This window comes from Pseudomonas sp. S2_H01 (assembly GCF_054668305.1).
Genome location: NZ_CP162756.1, coordinates 1,789,472 through 1,809,339 on the forward strand (window position 1 = coordinate 1,789,472; position 19,868 = coordinate 1,809,339).

General features: G+C 61.0%; 13 protein-coding genes. 1 reads left to right on the top strand and 12 read right to left on the bottom strand.

Translation table 11 applies throughout. The features are described 5' to 3' along the window. Window positions 1-177 precede the first annotated feature (177 nt). From AB4N84_RS07920 to AB4N84_RS07940, 5 genes are all read right to left on the bottom strand, one after another. Window positions 178-1,134, bottom strand: coding sequence for a glycosyltransferase family protein (locus tag AB4N84_RS07920; protein WP_460045868.1), 957 nt, complete (start codon window positions 1,132-1,134; stop codon window positions 178-180). Window positions 1,135-1,200: 66 nt separating this feature from the next. Then, a complete protein-coding gene (locus AB4N84_RS07925) occupies window positions 1,201-2,610 on the bottom strand; it encodes a PIG-L deacetylase family protein (protein WP_460046960.1) in 1,410 nt (469 codons plus the stop codon). After that, window positions 2,607-3,503 (bottom strand): antimicrobial resistance protein Mig-14, encoded by an 897-nt coding sequence (locus AB4N84_RS07930; RefSeq protein ID WP_460045870.1) that lies wholly within the window; start codon window positions 3,501-3,503, stop codon window positions 2,607-2,609. The genes AB4N84_RS07925 and AB4N84_RS07930 overlap by 4 nt, the downstream gene beginning before the upstream one ends. Next, window positions 3,503-4,633, bottom strand: coding sequence for a glycosyltransferase (locus tag AB4N84_RS07935; RefSeq protein ID WP_460045871.1), 1,131 nt, complete (start codon window positions 4,631-4,633; stop codon window positions 3,503-3,505). Before AB4N84_RS07935 ends, AB4N84_RS07930 begins: the two co-directional genes overlap by 1 nt. After that, a complete protein-coding gene (locus AB4N84_RS07940; RefSeq protein ID WP_074751742.1) occupies window positions 4,617-6,374 on the bottom strand; it encodes a carbamoyltransferase family protein in 1,758 nt (585 codons plus the stop codon). The genes AB4N84_RS07935 and AB4N84_RS07940 overlap by 17 nt, the downstream gene beginning before the upstream one ends. Window positions 6,375-6,615: 241 nt before the next feature. Here AB4N84_RS07940 and AB4N84_RS07945 point away from each other — a divergent pair, with 241 nt between their 5' ends. Continuing rightward, window positions 6,616-12,525, top strand: a complete 5,910-nt coding sequence (locus AB4N84_RS07945) for a dermonecrotic toxin domain-containing protein (protein WP_460045872.1) — start codon at window positions 6,616-6,618, stop codon at window positions 12,523-12,525. Between the two features lie 57 nt (window positions 12,526-12,582). On the opposite strand, the gene AB4N84_RS07950 is transcribed toward AB4N84_RS07945, so the two are convergent. The 7 genes from AB4N84_RS07950 to waaF form a co-directional block, all read right to left on the bottom strand. Beyond that, complete coding sequence (locus tag AB4N84_RS07950; RefSeq protein ID WP_460045873.1) at window positions 12,583-14,022, bottom strand: lipopolysaccharide kinase InaA family protein; 1,440 nt, start codon at window positions 14,020-14,022, stop codon at window positions 12,583-12,585. A 77-nt stretch (window positions 14,023-14,099) separates the two neighbouring features. After that, window positions 14,100-14,855 carry a lipopolysaccharide kinase InaA family protein gene (locus AB4N84_RS07955; RefSeq protein WP_460045875.1) on the bottom strand — a complete coding sequence of 252 codons (756 nt, stop codon included), beginning with the start codon at window positions 14,853-14,855 and terminating at the stop codon, window positions 14,100-14,102. Further along, a complete protein-coding gene (locus tag AB4N84_RS07960; RefSeq protein WP_074751737.1) occupies window positions 14,852-15,586 on the bottom strand; it encodes a lipopolysaccharide kinase InaA family protein in 735 nt (244 codons plus the stop codon). The genes AB4N84_RS07955 and AB4N84_RS07960 overlap by 4 nt, the downstream gene beginning before the upstream one ends. Beyond that, window positions 15,586-16,392: a lipopolysaccharide core heptose(I) kinase RfaP gene (gene rfaP, locus AB4N84_RS07965; RefSeq protein ID WP_074751735.1), complete on the bottom strand. Its 807-nt coding sequence runs from the start codon at window positions 16,390-16,392 to the stop codon at window positions 15,586-15,588. The genes AB4N84_RS07960 and rfaP overlap by 1 nt, the downstream gene beginning before the upstream one ends. Further along, the gene (locus AB4N84_RS07970) at window positions 16,389-17,513 is read right to left on the bottom strand and encodes a glycosyltransferase family 4 protein (RefSeq protein WP_460045877.1); all 1,125 of its coding nucleotides are present in this window, start codon (window positions 17,511-17,513) and stop codon (window positions 16,389-16,391) included. Before AB4N84_RS07970 ends, rfaP begins: the two co-directional genes overlap by 4 nt. After that, on the bottom strand, window positions 17,513-18,577 hold the full coding sequence (gene waaC, locus AB4N84_RS07975; protein ID WP_460045878.1) for a lipopolysaccharide heptosyltransferase I: 1,065 nt from the start codon (window positions 18,575-18,577) through the stop codon (window positions 17,513-17,515). Before waaC ends, AB4N84_RS07970 begins: the two co-directional genes overlap by 1 nt. A gap of 1 nt (window position 18,578) precedes the next feature. After that, a complete protein-coding gene (waaF, locus tag AB4N84_RS07980) occupies window positions 18,579-19,613 on the bottom strand; it encodes a lipopolysaccharide heptosyltransferase II (RefSeq protein ID WP_074751729.1) in 1,035 nt (344 codons plus the stop codon). Window positions 19,614-19,868 lie beyond the last annotated feature (255 nt).

Genomic DNA, 19,868 nt, shown 5'->3' on the forward strand with positions numbered 1-19,868 from the left:
CGCCCCCCAGGAGAGCAGCGTAAGTCAGCGTTCACAGCGGCGAACCGTATGGCAGATCGACCAGAGCACGGTGAATCCGAATGTTTGTATGCAACACAACCCGCCAACAGAATACTGCCGTAACGACGGCTATTACGCCCGGGAAATGTACTTCTTTTCCATCACTAACTGAATCGGTCAAACCCCTATTGCTGCACGCAGCCTCTCAACCCAGCTCAGCGGGGCCTGTTCGCGCAACGCAGGTTCAAGCTCGCGCACAATCCGCGCACCGATTGCGCCGAAGCCGAACTGAGACACTGCCAGATCGCGACCATTCACCGCAATACGCTGCGCCAGATTTGGATCACTGCGCAGCGCCGCAAGTTTCGCCTGTAGCTGGGGGATGTCGCTGTAAAAAACCACGTTGTGCATGTCCAGCAAACCCAGCGCGCGGTTTTCCGCCTCTCCCTGATCATAGGCAAACAGCACGCAGCCGCACGCCATAGCCTCGAAATTCTTGATCATGTATTCGCCCATGCCCACATCGGCACTGACGAAAAACCGGATCCGGTTCAACGTGTCACAGTATTCCTCGCCGGACTTGGTACGGGTCACCACCAGTTTTTCCACCTGGCCAAGCTCATCGAGCAACGCCTTGCGCCCGCTGTAAGCCACGCTGTTGGTGCTGCCGACGAACGCCAGCTCGATGTCACGCTCGCGCCCCTGGTCACTCAGGAGCGTCTGATCGTAGCCCTTGGGGACGAAAACAGCGTCGAAGCCTTCTTGGCGCAGACGTTCGCTGACCATGAACCCGGAGCTGATGACGCGCACCCAGGGCAGCTTGCGGTAGTGAGCGCTGAACTTGCCGGTGTACTTGCACGGAATGTAGTTCTGGTAGGCGTCGTGCTCGAGGATCACCAGATTAGGGACGGTGCGAATGAAGCTCGCCTGACGGATCTCCTGCTTGAACCTCAGGAAGAACACGATACGGTCGTATTTCGTGACGTCGACGTGCTGGCGAAAGTAACGACGCAAATGGCGCTGGTCGTCCGAGGTCAACCAGCGCAGGTCGCAATCGCAACTGGCAGCGACGCCTTCATAGAGGCGATCCAGAATCGCGCGCTGCTCTTTCTGGACCAGAAATAAAACCTTCATGGACATCCTTATAAAACCTGATCATGCCTGCCCGGCCGCTCAACACCCTGAAGGCGTCGAGGGCTATCAGAGCTCCCTGCGCCAGAACAGCTCGTGACGACGCACGGCCTTCCTGAAAAACTCGTTCTCACCTTCCGCAGGCCATCGCCGGCCAGCCAACACCTTCTGCAACCATCGCCGGATCCGACGTTTGAGCGGAGCAGGCGGCTGCAGGTCATGCATCATACCCAAGGCCATGGCCTTGTCTCGCTGTTGTTCGGTATTGAGCTGGATACTGTAGGGTACCAACGCTTGCGAAGCATCGAATACCGGGGGCAGCGCCACGCCACTGTAGGCATTGCCCATTGGCCAGCGGTCGTTGTCGTGCAAGTGATTGGCGTACCCGAGAATCACACTCGGCTGCCATTCCAGCCCCGCCAATGCTTCCAGAACTGCGGCTTGAGAACAGATGTGATCGGGATGAGGGTCAATCGTCGCGTGCGGCATCACCACCACCTGAGGTCGCGCCTGCAGCAACAAAGCCCGCAGGTCAGCGATCAGGTTGTTCCAGGTGGGCGCACCGTCGGCATCGCCGGGCAGCGCCATGGCGTTGAATTGTCGAAACAGCCGCGTGTCGCTCAGATCGGCTTCGCGGGAGGCGACAGGCTGATCGGGAGCGGCCTGCATGGCAGGCAATTGCAAGCAGAAATAACCCAGCTGCACACAACGGGATTCCGGCACACCAGCCCAACGCGGCACCGCGATGCTGTCCCAGGCACGCAGCCGACCCTTGATCCGCGCGGCATCGGCGCGATTCATCCCCATCTGCTGGTAATGCTCCGCTTCGATCTCGCCGGCGGTGAGTGTCACGATCCAGCTTTCCTCGGCCTCGGCGTACAAGCCAAACGCCGCCAGCTCGGCATCATCGGCATGCGGCGCGATGACCATGACCCGCTGACGCCGGGCATCGTCATGGCGGAACGACCACAACCGCAGCGCCCCGTGAATACCGCAGCGACGCCCGCGAATGCGCAGCGTGCCTGCGTTCAACGCGTCGTAAAAACCGGTGAGATTCAGGTAGCGCAAACCGTTCACGCCACGCTCGAACGCCTGGCTGTCGTTCATCTCACCGCTGCTCAGCTCGACAGACGGATCGAAAAAACGCCCCAGCCAAGTGCTTTTGATCGGCAGCGCCAGGACCAGCGTCTCGGAACCGTCGAGCGTCAATGGCGGATCGACATGCAGCAGATCGCCACGCAGGGCAGCGCCTGGCACCTCGTTTGGCGCAGGGAACCGGTACTGATAGTCATCGCTTGGCGAATAAAACAGATGGTCGGAGAACCACGCCTCGTGGGCGACCCAACCGAGCACCGCCAGAACCAGCGGCAACCACCAGGCCAACAGGACGCCGAGCGCAATCAGCACTATCAGCGCCACCAGCAGTGCCACGCGCTTGTTACGGCGGTGACGCTTGAGCAATGCCTGCTTGCGGCTCACACCTGAAACACCGGAACGGGGTTGCACCAACGATCCTTGTATTCACGATCGGCGCGACCAAAAGAAAAACGCAGCGGCTTGCCCAGCGCCCGTGCATGCTCCCAGGCACTTTGCGTATTAAGAAAGCTCAGCACGCTACCGGGGCTGAAATCACGGGTCTGGGGGTCGACGCCACCGTTGATGTATTCGACGCTGATCCACTCAGCCGCCTCGACGCGGTACACCAGTTGAATGGCAATCGGCGCATCGTTAAGGAAGATCACTGAACCGATCAGCAACTCGCGCAGCAGCTCGATCACCTCGCCCATCCGCTCGGCGCCGGTGGCCGCGAAACCCCAGCGACGCTGGAACAGGTCGCAGTACATGTCTGCCAGTTCAGCGCTGGTGAAGTCAGCGACGGGACGAATGACGCCACCGGCCTCTTCAAGCAGACGCAGTTCGCGACGCTGGTTGTAGCGGAATTTCTTCGACAGGTCTTCGGGCGTACGGGCCATGGCCAATGACTCGGCCTGCGGCTTGAGTGTTGCGATGCGCCCCTGGCTCAACTCCGACAGATAGCGACCATGATGGCGCAGCGGAACCTGAGCATCAGCAGCAATCGGCAGGATCAATTCTGCGTTGCCCAGATCGTAAAGACCCTTCTTGCCATGACGCTTGAGCACGTCCTTGGACAACGCCAGCGAACGCCCCCAGGTCGGGATCGCAGCTTTCAGCTCGCCGTCCTGATGCCATCCCAGGTATCGCACCGGGATTTGCGCCAGGCCCGCCAGACGCTCTACCACCAACGGATGCGTGGCGACACTGCCACCAAAACGTTGCCAGGCGTGTTGATAGGCGGCCGCATCGATCTGCGTCCAGCCACGTTCACGCCAGGCTTGAAAACGATTGAGCATCAGGACTCCGCAGTCAGGTCGGTGACTTGCGGTAGACGCCAGAACACCGAGCGCACAGCTTCGTCGGAGAAGCGATCACGCAGGCGGTCCAGCATCATCTCGGCGCAGGACTCGCGCTGACCGGCATCCAGCCGAGACAGATGAACGAGACCTTGAGCCAGGTGCTCGGCATCTTTCAACGGAAACAGAATACCGACGCCCTCGACCACTTCCTTGGCGCCGCCGCACGAGGTGGCGATCAGCGGCACGCCGGCGACCATCGCCTCCAGCAACACCATGCCGAACGGTTCGTGATCGGAGCTCAGGGCAAAGGCGTCGAACGCCTTGAAGTAACGACTGGCCTGAGGTACTTGACCTAGCAGCATGACCTCGCGACCAACGCCCAACTCCATCGCCTGCTCTCTGAGGTCCTGCTCCAGGCGGCCCTTGCCGACAATCACCAACTGGCTGTTGGCGGGAAGCCTGGGCAGTGCCTGAGTGAATCCGCGCAACAGCGTGGCCTGGTCCTTGTCCGGGTGCAGACGCCCGACGTTACCCACAATCCAGGCGTCCTGCGGCAGACCCAGCGCTTCGCGGGACTCTTCACGGGACAACTGCGTGGCCGCGAGGGCTTCGACGTCGATGCGGTTGTAGAGCGTCTGGATACGTCCGGTCGGCCATTTCGGCAGGCATTGGCGCATGTCGTCGCGCACGGCATCCGACACCCCGAGCAAGCTCAGGCGCATGCGAAACAGATGGGCGAACAGCTTGCGGCTGCGGCGCTGGTAATCGCCAAACGCGTGATGCACACCGATCACCGGCAAGCGCGTTGCCAGCAACGCGATATAGATCGGTTTGAAGCGATGAGCGATGCAGAACGAGAAATTTCGGGAGGCAGCGATTTTGCGCAAATCGCGAATCGCGCCCAGCTTCAAGCCACGAATGGCCTTGGAGCTGTACTCCATGAACAGCACTTCGTCCGAGGCGCAGTTTTCGGCCACCTCGGCGTCCGCCGTGCCGGTCAGGAATACCGTGGTTACCCGGTATCCCTTGCCCGCAAAGAGGCTGGCGTATTGACGGGCGCAGTCGAGAAACGGCCCGTCATAGCCGTGGCAGAACTGCAACACATGCCGCTCAGCCGAGCGTGTCATAGGTGTCCGCGCCGTCTTTGACCACCAGGATGTCTTCCATGATCAGGTACTGCAGGTCCGAGCCGAAAAACATGTTCAGCGCATCGGTCGGCGAGCAGATCATCGGTTCGCCACGACGGTTGAGCGAGGTGTTCAGCGACACGCCGTTGCCGGTCAGGTTTTCCAGCGCCTTCATCATGTCGTAGTAGCGCGGGTTGTATTCGCGCTTGAGCACCTGGGCCCGGGACGTGCCGTCCTCGTGAACGACTTCCGGCACGCGGGTCTTCCACTCTTCGGCGACTTCAAAGGTGAACGTCATGAACGGCGCCGGGTGATCGATCTTGATCATCTGCGGCGCGACGGTGTCGAGCATCGACGGGCAGAAAGGCCTCCAGCGCTCGCGGAACTTGATCTGGTGGTTGATGCGGTCCGCAACGCCGGCCACGCTTGGGCAACCGATGATCGAACGACCGCCCAATGCACGCGGACCGAACTCCATGCGCCCCTGGAACCAGGCGACCGGGTTGCCGTCGACCATGATTTTGGCGATCTGCTCCGGCATGTTGTCGAGCTTGCGCCATGCGGGCGCGCTCGGGTGACGGGCACAGGCCGCGATCACGTCTTCGTTGCTGTACGACGGGCCGAGGTAGACGTGTTCCATCTTCTCGACCGGCACACCGCGGGCGTGGGAAACGTAGGCAGCCGCACCGACCGCAGTGCCGGCGTCACCGGAAGCGGGCTGAACGAACAGCTCTTTGACTTCCGGACGGGCGATGATTTTCTGGTTCAGCTTGACGTTCAGCGCGCAACCGCCCGCGAACGCGATCTTGCCGGTTTCCTTGAGGATGTCGCCCAGATAGTGATCCATCATCTGCAGCGCCAGCTTCTCGAACAGCGCTTGCATGCTGGCGGCGTAGTGGATGTACGGCTCGTCGGCGATATCGCCTTCGCGCTTGGGACCCAGCCACTCGATCAGTTTTGGCGAGAAGTAGAAACCCTTGCCCTTCTCTTTATAGCGACGCAGGCCGATGACGTTGGCGTATTCGGTGTTGATCACCAGTTCGCCGTTCTCAAAGCTGGCCAGACGCGAGAAGTCGTACTTGCTGGCGTCGCCGTACGGCGCCATGCCCATGACCTTGAACTCGCCGTCGAGCATTTCAAACCCGAGGAACTCGGTGATCGCGCCGTACAGACCGCCCAGGGAATCCGGGTCGAAGAATTCCTTGATCTTGTGAATCTTGCCGTTTTCGCCGTAGCCGAAGAACGTGGTGGCGTACTCGCCCTTGCCATCGATACCCAGGATCGCGGTTTTCTCTTTGAAACCGGAACAGTGATAGGCGCTGGAGGCGTGAGCCAAGTGGTGCTCGACCGGCTCGATCTTGACCTTTTTCGGGTCGAAACCCAGTTGCTCCAGGCACCAGACGATCTTGTTGCGGTAGCGCTTGTAGCGACGGTTGCCCATCAGGATGGCGTCGAGCGCGCGGTCCGGGGCATACCAGTAGCGCTTGGCGTAATGCCAGCGCGCCTCGCCGAACAGGCTGATCGGGGCAAACGGAATGGCGACCACGTCGACGTCGGAAGGCTTGATGCCGGCCTGTTCCAGACAGAACTTCGCCGATTCGTAAGGCATGCGGTTCTTCGCGTGCTTGTCGCGAACGAAGCGCTCTTCTTCGGCGGCCGCCACCAGCTTGCCGTCGATGTACAGGGCCGCGGAAGGATCATGGCTAAGGGCGCCGGACAGGCCAAGGATCGTCAATGCCACTAGGGTCTAGCCTCTTAAGTCTGCGTGCAGGCGGCGTGCGCCTGATCAATAAGGTGTGCCTGGCGCTTGGGCGGCGGGCAGCTAAAGGGCGGGATTATAGCGTAATGAAGCGCCATATGGCGCAGGGCAATAGATATGTACCGCTCAACGCCCGTCGAGTGCTGATTGATTGGGGTCATCAATCACGCGGACCACCCGCACCACTCGTGTCCGTCCCAAAAGGACGGATCAGGAACCCCACATGGACGCACGAAACCCCGCCTCAGCTGTTGCCACCCCTGAACAGGACATCGCGCTGGCCGCGCTGGAACAACTCGGCCGATTGAATACGACGCTGGCCGAAGAGCTCCGCGCCCTGCCCCACGCTTCGACCGCATTGCTGGACGCGATACAAGGCAACGACAACATTGAACGGGAGCGAGAAATCACCGCGCTCCTCGAACGTGTCGACGCGTTCTGGATCGCCCCCTCTGCACAAGGAAACAGTCGACAGGCACTGTTTTCGACTGGACTCCAACAGGCCTTGCAACAGGAAATCGCTCTCAAAATCCACGATCGCGACCTCTGGCCAGACGTTGCGATGCTCTGCGCGACAGAGCAGCCTTCTGCCGTCCGGTCCTGCTCGCTGCACGTCAAACTGAGCGAACGAACATGGGTGGAAATCAAAGGGGCGCTGTTTCTAAGAGCGGCGACCGGCCCTGGCCTGCTGGCCTTGCCGGGTATGGGGCTGACTCAATACGCCAATCAGAAGGCGCTGATTGCGACGGTCGTTCAGTGGCTCAACGACGACGGATTACGAGATGCGCTGCTCATCAACGCCGATCGCCTGTATCGAGATGCCGTGCGCGCCATCGTTGATGATCCTGACCTGATGCTGGAAACGTTTACCGCGACCGACGTCAGGCTGGCGCCGGTCTCAGGCAATCCCTACGCCTACGCAATCGGCCGTCAGCTGGACAAGCAGCGCCGCGATGTTAGACACGTCTGCATTGAGGGCCACAACTGGCAACCGGAGGTGCGCGCGCTTGCGCTTGAAAACGCCCTCCAGATGCCCGGTCTATTTGGCACTGCCGCCATGATCGAACGACGCAAGCAGGCCAACCTCGAGTTTCAACTTCGGGCGAGCTGGCCCTACTGGATGAAGCTGGCCGATACCCATGATCGTCAGGAATACCACACCCGGATTACCCGTTACGAGGAGGCGCGCCAGCGACTTCATACCGCTCTGAACGGCGCAACGTCACCCGAGACCTACGCCCGACTGTGCCTGCAGGCCAGGCTGGCGAACGATCACGGCTACGACCTGGACCCGTCTGCCATTACAGTGAGCACCCAACGCCGTTTACCGGTGACCGACGAAACCTACACCGCGCGCCAGTCTCTGACCTTGCTGGCCCTCTACGGCCTGCATTCGGGAGATCGCCTGGCGGGTTCTGATTTCCTGACCCAAACCGCCCTTTCGATTGAGGGCGTCGCGGCAGCGACCCGCTATCCGCAGCTCACGCCCAACTATGTGGCCGACGTGATCGAAGCGTTGAACGCACGTTCAGGTTTCGGCGAATACCAGCGCACCCTTTACAGCAAGGCAGCCAACCAGGCGTTGATGGCAGAGGCCATCCGCCACCAGGTCTCTGCGTTGGGGTATGCGGCGAAAATGCAGGGCCACCTGACGGGCGAAGATTTCAGCCTGCTCGAGTCCATTACCGACTCGACGCAGGATGGCGGCGTCAACTGTGTACACCTTATCAAGCTCAACCCGCACGGAACGCTGGGCAATCTTCTGGTGTTCAGACAAGAAGACGCGAAGGGTCAGCTCGAGCGACTGATCCTGTTCACCGCCGACGCCCCTCGCAATCAGGCGTTTCAGGCCTTCAACAACGAAAGCCAACTGCGCGACGAGCTGATCACATGGAGCGCCGATGCGTCGATGAGCGACTATCTGCCCCGGCAAATGGACGCGTCCGAACGACCCGCGTTCAGGGAAACGCTCAACGCGCAGGCCCGCCTTCCCGCCCGCGACACGCACTTCATTCAGTTGTCGGACCCGATCGCCTACGACAAGGCGCTGCGCGTCATGGCCAGCGAGCACGTCCGAGTGACGCTTGCCGATCAGAAAATCCATACCCCGGACTGGTACACCCAGGCCAGTGCAGACCAACGCCAGCAACTGGCGAAGCTCGAAAGCGACGCAGCGGGTGCTGTGCACAACTACGCAGCGCATCCGCATACCCATGTTCAGCCGTTCGAAGCCTATGTCCATGAGCGCGCGCGCCAGAAAATCAATCTACTGCTGGGCGTCAGCGCTGGCACGGTCGACCCCGACAGCATCGTTATCACCTCGCCGCGCCAGACGCAGACGTACACCCAGATGGTGCGCGACGGTTACGACGACAGCCTCGACTTCATCAACGAGGGCACCGACTCCATGGCCAGCTTCAGCGGGCCGGATGGCGTCGACCTGAGCGCGCTTACGCCTGCCATCGTGACGGGATCGGTGCGCGGCACATGGCTGGCGGACGAATACAGCGCATTGGTCAAACGTACCTTGCTTGACCCTCAATCGCCGGGCTACGAGTACCGCCGCAACGCCAGCACGCTGATCATTCAATTGCAGATGAAAGCCGCCGCACTGAGAAGCCTGCTGCAAGGGCACATCAGCGCGACTCAGTACTCATGGCTCAACCGGTCGATCGCCTTCCTGAATCGTGACGACACCGCCACTCGCGAGCGTTACCCGGTCTACCCGTTGCAGCTTCATGTGGACAAACCCTTCATTGGTTCGGGACTGACCGGCATTGACCAGATCGTCATTCCCGACACCGCACTGATCCACGTCGAGACGGTACAGGGTTGCTTTGCGTTGATGCCGACCGAGGTCAGACTGGCGGCGCTGCTGTACACCCCGCAGGCGCCGGACGGCATCGAATTCCGACCGTTCCGCCACTTTGCCGACTCACTGAAAAACAGCGCAATGATCGACTACTATAAGGATCGTTGCCGTTTCGCTGCGCGCCGGACGCTGTCGTTCTTCCTCAACGACATGAAAGAAGGCAACGCAAACAAAGCCCCGTTTCTGACGCGCGAACCGATCGCCAACGTCGGCGATGTCTGTTTCAACCGGGTCATCGAGCGCAAGCTGCGCGATGTCGATGACACGACGACAAGCCGCAGCGACATGATCACGCAATTGGTCTGGAGCAGCGTCGAGACCATCGCGACGGCCCTGACCTTGCCCTTCCCACCGGCCAGCTTCGCGGTCGGCGCAGCCCTTTCGCTGCGTGACAGCCTCCTCGCGGTCAAGGCACTCACTGGCGAGCACCCGGAAGACGCCAACGCACTCATCCTCGCCTCGGTCTTTAATGCACTGGGCGCTGCAGGTGACGCCGCGTCGGGCTTGAAAGGCTTTGGCGGCTTCGTGCGCAAGCTGGAAAAACACCCCGCCACCCGGTCCGGATGGACGCCGCTGACACCCGACACCCAGTCAATGGACCACGCCGTTACGCACGCTCTCGACGAGGTCATCCCTGATCGGGTTGTGACGCCGGCGCTGCCCGAGGCCACGACCCGTCTGGGCAACCATGCCGACGGTGTCACCCTGGAAAACGGAAGGCACTGCATCACGATGGATGGTCAGACGTATCAGGTGCAATACGATGCCCAACTGCGGTGCTGGAACATCGTTGACCCCGCCAATCCGTTCGCTTTCTTCGGCAAGCAGCCGGTTCGACTCGATGAAAACGGGAAATGGACGTTGCTGAACCGCACAAACCTTCGCGGAGGCGGCCTGGACAGCCGTGCCGGCTTCACCCCTTTGCAGGAAACGCCGTCCGGCGCGACCGCGATGACCACTGACGTGCTCGAGTATGAACTCCCGGCCCATCTCCAGCCCGTGATGACGCGCATCCTGGGAGCCAGTCCCCAGGATCCTACCCACCTTGGCATGGAGGAATACTTCGAACTGGTCTTCGGCCAGGCTCGCCAAACCTACGCCACCTTGAGAGAAAAGCTCTACAGGGACGCTCAGGCATTCTTCGTCCAACCTGCACTGCCGCCCAGACCGACACTGCCCGCGGTAAAGCCTTCAACGCCGATGAGCACCTTCGTCGAAAATGTGTTTGCTCACAGCAATGGCCTGGTAATGAGCGAATCGATCCAGTCGGTGGCCAGCAAACGCCTGCTGCTGCTCAACATGCCGCTGCTGGCGCAGCAACGCGTCGAAGTGATTTACATCGAGCACCTGTTCACCGACAAGCACCTGAACAAGCTGGCCAAGTACAAGGCGCAAGGCTCCAGAATCCGCGCCGGGTCCCACGAAATAAAGGACCATCTCGAGTACCTGAACGATGGCGCGTTGAGTAATCACAGCCGCGAGTACGATTATTACCACCTGATCAAACAGGCCCATCGGCACAACATCGAAGTGCGCCCTTTCAGCTCGTCAGTGAGCTATCCAATGCTTGAGCATCCCGTGGCAATCGCCGCTGGAGACAGCGCCGCTGCTCAAAAAATGAGCAAGTTTTTCGGCCATACACTCATCAGTGCAGACGTGGCCGCTCATCCGTCCCGTCGCTGGGTAGCATTGCTCGACCACACGCTGGCGACCACCCACGGCGACGTCCCCGGCATTGCCGAACTTCAGGGTGCGATCAGCGTGGAAGTCAAGGACGTGCCATCCGGGCGTGTCACACGAATCCGTCCCAAGCCTGAATCCACAAGCGCAGACACTCAACTGAGCGTCTGCGACTTCAAGATCGAATGTGCGAATCCACACCTGGCCGAACCACCGGTCATCCCCGCCAAGCCAACCCGGCTGGATGATGCTTTGCTGCAAAAAATGGACAGCGCGTCCATGGGCGGCACGCACACCGGCGACCACGGATTCCGTTGGGACCCCGAGGCGGGCTGGCAGCGGATCGATGCCGAAGACTGGCTGCCCGACAGCCCGCCCACTGCGCTTCAGCAATCCTTCGTCGATCCCGCGTATGAGGTGCCAACCGATGCCAGGACAACGGTGCATGAACTCGCCCATTTCGAACGCAAGGGGCTGAATCAGGAATATCAGCTTGGAGATTCTGACCTGGAATCGGCGAGATGCGATTTCTTCGCGCGACGTGACCAGCTTGAAAAGGACGCCCGAAACATCGTAGCGGCTCAGCTTCCTCCCCGTCCGACAATGCCGGTGCCAGAACCGCAATGGGACCTGCAGACATTCATCCCGCAGCTATACGCGCACACCGACGGGATGGTCATTGGGGAGTTTCACGCCTCCATTGCCAGCAAGAAACTCATCATCGATAACCTGCCGCTGCTTGCAGAGCAGCAGGTGAAAACGCTGTACATGGAGCATCTGTTGACCGATCTGCATCAAGCCGATCTCGACCGATTCATGGACAGCGGTCAGATGAGCAAACGGTTGCTGCACGACCTCAAAGTGCTGGACCAAGGCCATGTGACCGACCCCAGCGGGGTCTACTCCTTTGAAACGCTGGTGATCAAGGCGCAGCAGCACGGGCTTGAAATCCGGGCCATCGACTGTGCCGCGAGCTACCACCTCAAAGGGCTCTCGCAAGCCACGTTCACCACACGCCAGCGGATGATGAATTACTTCGCCTCGCGCACCATCCGCCGTCACCAAGCGGTGATGGGGAGCCATCGCTGGGTTGCGCTGGTGGGCAACAGCCACTCCAACACTTACGCCGACATCGTGCCCGGGCTTGCCGAACTTGAAGGCGGGATCGGGTTGCGCGTGCTCGATGTATCGCCAGGCAGCTCACGCGGTATCACGCTGGACCCCGGTGAGAGTGTGCGAATCCCGCTGCGTAATCGGGAGGAGTTCTTGAAAGGTGATTTCAGGGTAGAGCTGGACGTTCGCACAAGCCCCGTGGCAATCAGGCCACCTCAACCGCTGACGCTCGAGGACCGCCTCTCGCGCCCCGGGATGTTCCTGACCGAGCAGAACGAAAGTGGCGAGTACGTCATCGTTCACAGGTCACGGGATAACGAAATCCATCACACGCCTGTTCGGCTTAACGCGGTGGGCAATGTGTTTGTGGAGCGCCCAAGCTGGACCGCCATACATCAGCGGCCCTATGAAGACATGGACGCGCTGGTGCTGGCGCTGGAGGAGATCAACCTGACCCGGGTGGGTTGAGGCACCACTTCGCGGGAAGGCCGTCATCGCAGACGGCCTTCTTCACACGGAACCGATTCAAGGCGTCTTTGGCAGACGCTGCTCCAGCAACCGGTGCAGCGCGCTGTCGGCGGGCCAGTTGCGCATGAACCGTGCGCGGTCCTTGGCATACGCCGCGGCAAACGTGCCTGCCGAGGTGTGCTGACACATGGCATCGAGGTCGATCAGCGCCCAGCGGTCCTGCTGCCAGAACACGTTATGCCCTTTCAGATCGCCATGACTGATGCGCTCACGCCGCAACTGCGCAAACAGGGTATCCAGCGCCTGCAACTCACTTTCCGGTGCATCGCCCGACGCCACGTAGGGCGCGAAACGTTCGATGATGTCCGGTCCAGGCAGGTATTCGGTGACCAGGTACGCTTTGCGGCGCAGCCAGAAGAACCGCTGCTCCAGCAACGCCAACGGCTTGGGTGTGGCAATGCCCAGGAACATCAGACGATTGCCTTCACGCCACGAATGCCAGGCACGGCTCGGTCGCCAGAATCGCTTGAGCCAATGGGCGAAACTCTTGATGTTGTAACGTTTGATCACCAGCGCCCGGCCCCCGACGTCTGCCTTCGCGACACTCGCTGCGCCACCGGTCTTGTACAGATGGCCGCTGTCGATCAATGCATCTGCGCTGTCCAGCACCGGCAACATCGCCGCCTCTTCTTCACGACGAATCGCGCGCAGGCCGAACGGTCCGTCCTTGACGCTGAACAGGCTGCACTCGCGCCCGACCTTGATCAGATAATCCTTCAGGCGCCAGCTGCTGACCTTGTCGATCTGTTTTTGCAGCGCCTCGACCGGCAAGCCGTGTTCGCCATTGCTCAGGAGATAATGGACCAACAACTCTTCGGTAAACGGTTCGAGCGACTTGGGCAGTTGCGCAAAGAACACGCCCAGGTTTTCCAGGACCTTTTGCCGGGACAACGGTTGCCCGGCGTTCTCCACGCGAATACCCGCGCCATCGATCAGGTACAGCTTGCCGTCGTGACGCAGCAGGTTGTCCAGGTGCAGGTCTTCCTGCCAGAGACCTTTGCCGTGCATTTGACCGATTGCAGCCAGCGCCTCGCCGAGTACGGCCTGTTGTTCATCGGCAAGGGGCGGCAAGGTTTCCACCGTTTTCCAGGCATCGCCGAGGCTCTGCGCCTTGTCCAGAAACTCGAACAGCAACCAGCCGCCTTCGCCCTCTTGCAGACCCTCGGCCAGCAACAGCGGTGTGGTCAGTCCTTGCTCGGCGAGCAACTGGACACCGGCGCGCTCACGCTGAAAGTGTCGAGGGGCCTTTTGCCCGACCAGCAGCTTGGCCAGCACCGGACGCCCGCGCCAGATACCCGCGCCCACATACCGATGCCCCGGCAAAACCCGCAGCAGGCTGAGCAGTTGCAATTGAGCAGGACCGGCAGCATCGGCCAGCGTGATGCTCATCGGCAGCGCTGGCGTGCGACCGGCGTTTTTCAGTTCAGACAAACGCATCGGCGCCCTCTTCGACCCATCATGAATTCAACAACCAGTGATGACCTGTGGGAGGTTTGCATTCACTGAGACCCGGCCTATCGATTGCTACGTTTATGGCTACCGCGCTTGGCCAGCCGTTGCCACCAGGCCTCGACCAGTCCGCTGTTCCCGGGTGCGTGCAGATACGCGGCGAGCATCTCGCGGATTTCAGCTTCGTTCCAGACCGGCGCGCGGCGCAGCAGCGGTTCCAGGTCCTTGACCCGGTCACGCTGGCCAAAGATCGACTTGCGGGTTTTCTCGAGGTCGATCAGCTGCGCCAGATAGGCACCACCGCGTGCCTTGAGAAAGATGTGTTTCGGGTAAAAACAGCCGTGCACCTGACCCGCCTTGTGCAGCGTGCGCGCCAGTTCTCCACAGGCCTGCAGAATCGCAAGACGCTGGGTTGCGGACAACTCACCCCATTGCGTCAGCAACGTGTCCAGATCGGTCCAGCCATCAAGCGCACGGGTCATCAGGATTGCCCGGCGTTCACCCTCGACCTTCTTTTCACCGTAGAACACCGCATGCAACGCCGGGATCCCGAGCGTCTGGTACAGGCTGATGTTGCGAAATTCCCGGGAGAAAGAAGGTTCGCCCAGCGGATGATGCAAGGTGCGGGTCAGGTAATTGCTCTGGCGCTTGAGGTAGAAGCCAGAGCCTTCCAGCTCCAGGCGAAACACGCTGCTCCAGCCACCACGCCCGGTGTTGGGCTCGTCGACGGCGTCGAGTTCGACCTCCCACAGCGAGTCGAAATCGGCCAGACCATGGCGCTCAAGCAAGGCGCGGTCGGCATCGGCAATGAAATCACTCATTCGCGCCCCTCGAAAAAGCTGACGATGTGTCGAATGCGTTTTTTGTCCGAATCATTCAGGCGTTCGCGCCCACGGTATTGCAGATAAAAACGCAGGCGCTGGGTGGCGGACAGGTGATATTTGGCGACCTTGTCCAGACACGCCAAGTCCTTGGTGATGCGATAGCGCAGCATGAAGCTGACCCAGAACGCGCCGTTGGGGCAGTCGATCAGGAACACGGTCGAATGATCGTCCACCAGCAAGTTGCGCCACTTCAGGTCGTTATGCGTGAAGTGATGATCGTGCATGGTCCGGGTGTAACGTGCGACCTGCTGGCTGATCGTGTTGACCCAGGAGCGGTCTGCCAATCGCGTGTCATGGGTCCGCGCCAACTCGGACAAATCCTCGGTACGCGGCAGCTCGCGCGTGATCAATGCACCACGATCATAGGCCGTGCCATTGCGTTCAAGGCCCCACGCCACGACTTCTGCCGTGGGAATGCCCCACTTGGCGAAACGCTTGAGGTTCTGCCATTCGGACTTGACGCGAGGTCGCCCCAGATACCGGCGCAGACCTTTGCCGGCGGCCACATAACGCTTGACGTAGTAGTTCACGCCGCCGCGCTCGACCCGGATCACCTCGGACAATGGGTCACGGGTCAGACGCTCGCCCTTCAAGGCAAACACGGCATCGAGCGAGCCGAAATCATCGGCCAGCGCAGCGTACTCAGGCTCAAGGATCCAACCTGCCATCAGAGCGCATCCCCGTAACGCAGTTTGCGCTGATAGAGCTTCTCGGCCTTGCCTTCCAGCCAGCTCAGCAGTGCCGCTTCTTCAGCCAGGATCTGGCGCAGCGGTTGCTGGAAATAGCCCTTGAGGAAACGCAGCTTGTCGCGGCGCGTCAGGCCGATGTCCATCGCCGAAAAGTACAACGCCGCCAGATCCTTGTTGCGCCAGCGCATGGTAATCGCCGGGCGGGTCTGGGCACGGTGCAGGTCGATGACCGACAGCTTGAAGTCCTCGGGGGTGACCGGCTTGTCGGTGTGCAGCAGGAAATGGCAGATGTAGCAGTCGCGGTGATTCACACCCGCGCGGTGCATCATGCCGACCAGCCGCGCCACTTCAGCGATGTATGCACGCTTCATGCGGGGCTCAGGCGGCGCTTTCACCCAGTTGATACTGACGTCTTCCAGGCTTTCGGTCGGCGCCAGTTCTTCCGTCACGATGAACGAGTGCTGTGCGGCCGGGTTGCTGCCCCGCTCGCCATACGCCACGGCGGTCATGGTCGGCACACCGGCTTCATGCAAGCGGTTGATCGCCTCCCATTCCTGGCCGGCACCGAGTACCGGCAGCTTGGCGGTCAGCAGGTTTTTGGCGACTTCGCCCCAACCGATGCCGCGATGAATCTTGACGAAGTAACCACGCCCCTCGACTTCGGTGCGCAGCGTGCGGCGGTTTTCCAGTTCGCGATAAACCTGACCGTCCAGCGCCTCGACGGCCTCGAACGCATCACGCCCGGCCCAGAGGGTCTTGAAGGGTTCAGCAAGGATCAGTTTCATCCGTGGTGCTCCGCCAGAATCACATCCGCAGCGTGCTGCGGCATGCTGTAAAGGTCAGCCGTGTCGGCGAATGCCAGGCCGTTTCGCGCCCAGGTGACGCGCGCGGCATCGTCCTTGAGCATGCGGGCCAGGTATTGGTTGAGCTGGTTCTGCTCGAACGGTTCATCGAGCACCAGGCCACTGTCTGCCTCGGCGATGTAGTGGGCATAGCCGCACACCGCGCTGACCAGCACCGGCAATCCGGCGACCAGCGCCTCCAGCAGCACCGTGCCGGTGTTTTCGTTGTAGGCCGGGTGGATCAGCAGGTCGGCGCCCAACAGGAAGCGCGGGATGTCGCTGCGCCCTTTCATGAAGGTCACGTTGTCGCTCAACCCCAGGGCGGTGCTTTGCAACTGAAACACCTTGGGATCGTCCTGACCGATGACAAACAGCCGCGTGCGTTTTCTCAGCTCCGACGGCAAAGCCGCTAGCGCTTTCAGACTGCGATCCACGCCCTTGGTCTTGAACCCGGAGCCGATCTGCACCAGCAGCAAATCGTCATCGTTCAGCTGGAACTCACGACGGAAATCGGCACGAATCTCGGCAGCGTTTTCCGGGGCGCGGCGATCCTGAGAGATGCCGGGCGGCAACAAGTGAAAACGCTTCAGCGGCGTGTCGTAATGCTTGATGAACAGCGGCTGCTGCACTTCGGAAATCATCAGCACTTCCGTCTTCGCATCCTTGGCGAACACTGCACGCTCGTAGTCGGCGAAGTGGCGATAGCGGCCCCAGTACTTGTAGAGGCCATGGCGCAGGTTCTGCGCTTTGTCTTCGTAGCAGCCGTCGGCGGCGTAATACACGTCCAGCCCGGGCATTTTGTTGAAACCGATCAGCCGGTCGACAGGCCGTTTGGCCAGGTCGGCGTTCATCCAGTCGGTGAGTTTTTCATTGCGCCGATGGTTGAAGATCGCCTTGACCGGCGCGACCAGCACTTCAAAGCCCGGTGGCACGTCGCCTTCCCAGATCAGCGTGTAGACACGGATCGTGTGGCCACGTTGCTGACACTCCAGGGCGATGCGCATGAAGTCGCGCTGCAGGCCGCCGAACGGGAAGTACTTATAAAGCACGAATGCCAATTGCATTACGGATGTTCCTTTGCCGGCAACAGCGCGCTCAACTGGCTCGCCACTCGCTCGGGATTCAGGCGAGTGAAGCACATGGGCCACTCGCGTTCGGTATCAACCCGGCGCTTGTCTTGCGCCGTCGGTTGATAGGTGCATTTCTTTTGCAGGCACGGCGCGCAGGCCGGGTAATCGCCTGCCAGATGAACCTGGGACTTGCCGTACGCGCCGGTCAGGCCCGGATTGGTCGGGCCGAACAACGAGAGGGTCGGCACGTCGAGCGCCGCCGCCAGATGCCCAAGGCCGGTGTCGACGGCAACGCACCCTTGTGCGCTGGCCAGCACCTTGGCGACGCCCGCGAGATTGAGTTTGGGGAGCACCACGGCTTTATCAAGGCCTGAGGCAATTCGCTCGGCCCGGGCTTTCTCAGCCGGGTTGCCCCAAGGCAAATGAACTTCAAGCCCTTGATCGATCATGCGTTCGGCCAGTTGCCGCCAGTACAGCTCAGGCCAGTGCTTGGTGACCCAGGTCGTGCCGTGCAGGAACAAGACAAACGGCGCGCCGGTGCCGGCCTGCAGCAAACGACTGCGGTCCAGCCCGTAATCTCCAAGGCCGGCGGGCACTTCGTAGCCCAACGCCTGGGCGAACAACTGCCGCAACCGCTCGACCGCATGTTGACCGCGAGCCACAGGGTACGCCCGATCGTAAAACCGTGCGGCCAGTGGCTCGCGCGCTGAGTGCTTGTCCAGGCCGGCGATGGGCGCTTTGACGTAGCGGGTCAGCCAGGCGCTTTTCAGCAGGCCCTGAGCGTCGATCACCAGGTCGTAAGGGGTGTCACGCAAACGCTGCTTGAACTGACGCCACTGGCCATTCTTGAAGGTCTGCCAGAGGTTCTTGCGCCAGCGGCGGATCGCGACCGGTATCACGCCGGCAACCGCCGGGTGCCAGGTCGGTATCTCGGCGAAGCCTTCTTCGACGACCCAGTCGAACTGGATACCCGGCAGCGCACGCATGGCGTCAGTCAGCGCAGGCAGGGTATGAATGACGTCACCCAGCGACGAGGTCTTGATCAGCAATACCCGCAAGTCAGGCAACCTCTACCGGGGTGCCGCCCAGCTGGCTCAGGGCCTGGATGACCGAATCCGGTTCCAGCAGGCGCAGGCAGTTGTAGTGACCGAAACGACACGTGCGCTCGAAACAGGGGCTGCATTCGATGCCCAGTTGAACGATCTCCACCTGATCGGCCAGCGGCGGCGTGAAGCCCGGCGAGGTCGAGCCGTAGACCGCCACCAGCGGGCGGTTCAACGCAGCGGCCACGTGCATCAGGCCGGAATCGTTGGAGACAACCGAGTCGGCACAGGACAGCAGGTCAATGGCTTCAGCCAGCGAGGTGCCGCCACTGAGGTTGACCGACTCTTCGCGCAGGCCGGGAATCAGCCGCTCACGAATGCTTTCACCCACCGGATGATCGTTCTTGGAGCCGAACAGCCAGACCTGCCAGCCCTCGCGGATCTTCGCCTCGGCGACTTTGGCGTAATGCTCGGAAGGCCAGCGCTTGGACTCGCCAAACTCCGCGCCTGGGCAGAGGGCCAATACGGGACGATCCAGGCTCAGGCCGAATTTGGCCAACGCGGCATCGCGGCTGGCGGTTTCGATCTGAAGGCTTGGCTTGGGGTACGGGCGCGGGATCTCGGCGCCTTTTTCATAGGCCAGCGCCATGAAACGCTCGATCATCAGCGGGTATTGCTGTTTATCGAGGGTGCGCACGTCGTTGAGCAGGCCGTAACGAAACTCGCCGCGCCAGCCCGTGCGTTTCGGGATGCCTGCAAAGAACGGCACCAGCGCCGACTTCAAGGAGTTCGGCAGCAGGATCGCCTGATCGTACTGGCCCTTCAGGGATTTACCGATGCGACGACGGGTCGCCAGTTCCAGCGCGCCGTGGCCGAGCGGGAAGCTCAAGGCCTTGCGCACCTCGGGCATGCGCTCAAGGATCGGCCGGCTCCACTCAGGCGCCAGCACATCGATTTCGCATTGCGGGTGACGCTGTTTCAGGCACTGGAACAGCGTTTGCGCCATCACCATGTCACCGACCCAGCTGGGCCCTACGATCAGAATTCTCATGCTCAATCCAAAAACGACCAGAAACGAGCAGGGAGGCCCATCAGACTGCGTGACGCTTCCACACAGCCTGACGCCTCCCTGTCATAGCTTTATATATGCCCTTCAATTGGGGCGTTGCAGTGCTGTCACTGCCTGGCTCACCCCTGTGGGAGCGAATTCATTCGCGATGAGCCAGACCCATCGACACATCTACGTGGCCTGACACATCTTTCGCGAAATGAATTCGCTCCCACAGGGGGTTATGTTTCCTGCGCC

Bases quoted from the DNA above. Each gene is read 5' to 3' on its own strand.
- AB4N84_RS07920 (WP_460045868.1), bottom strand. From the start codon at position 1,134: ATGAAGGTTTTATTTCTGGTCCAGAAAGAGCAGCGCGCGATTCTGGAT.
- AB4N84_RS07930 (WP_460045870.1), bottom strand. From the start codon at position 3,503: ATGCTCAATCGTTTTCAAGCCTGGCGTGAACGTGGCTGGACGCAGATC.
- AB4N84_RS07935 (WP_460045871.1), bottom strand. From the start codon at position 4,633: ATGACACGCTCGGCTGAGCGGCATGTGTTGCAGTTCTGCCACGGCTAT.
- AB4N84_RS07945 (WP_460045872.1), top strand. From the start codon at position 6,616: ATGGACGCACGAAACCCCGCCTCAGCTGTTGCCACCCCTGAACAGGAC.
- AB4N84_RS07950 (WP_460045873.1), bottom strand. From the start codon at position 14,022: ATGCGTTTGTCTGAACTGAAAAACGCCGGTCGCACGCCAGCGCTGCCG.
- AB4N84_RS07955 (WP_460045875.1), bottom strand. From the start codon at position 14,855: ATGAGTGATTTCATTGCCGATGCCGACCGCGCCTTGCTTGAGCGCCAT.
- AB4N84_RS07960 (WP_074751737.1), bottom strand. From the start codon at position 15,586: ATGGCAGGTTGGATCCTTGAGCCTGAGTACGCTGCGCTGGCCGATGAT.
- rfaP (WP_074751735.1), bottom strand. From the start codon at position 16,392: ATGAAACTGATCCTTGCTGAACCCTTCAAGACCCTCTGGGCCGGGCGT.
- AB4N84_RS07970 (WP_460045877.1), bottom strand. From the start codon at position 17,513: ATGCAATTGGCATTCGTGCTTTATAAGTACTTCCCGTTCGGCGGCCTG.
- waaF (WP_074751729.1), bottom strand. From the start codon at position 19,613: ATGAGAATTCTGATCGTAGGGCCCAGCTGGGTCGGTGACATGGTGATG.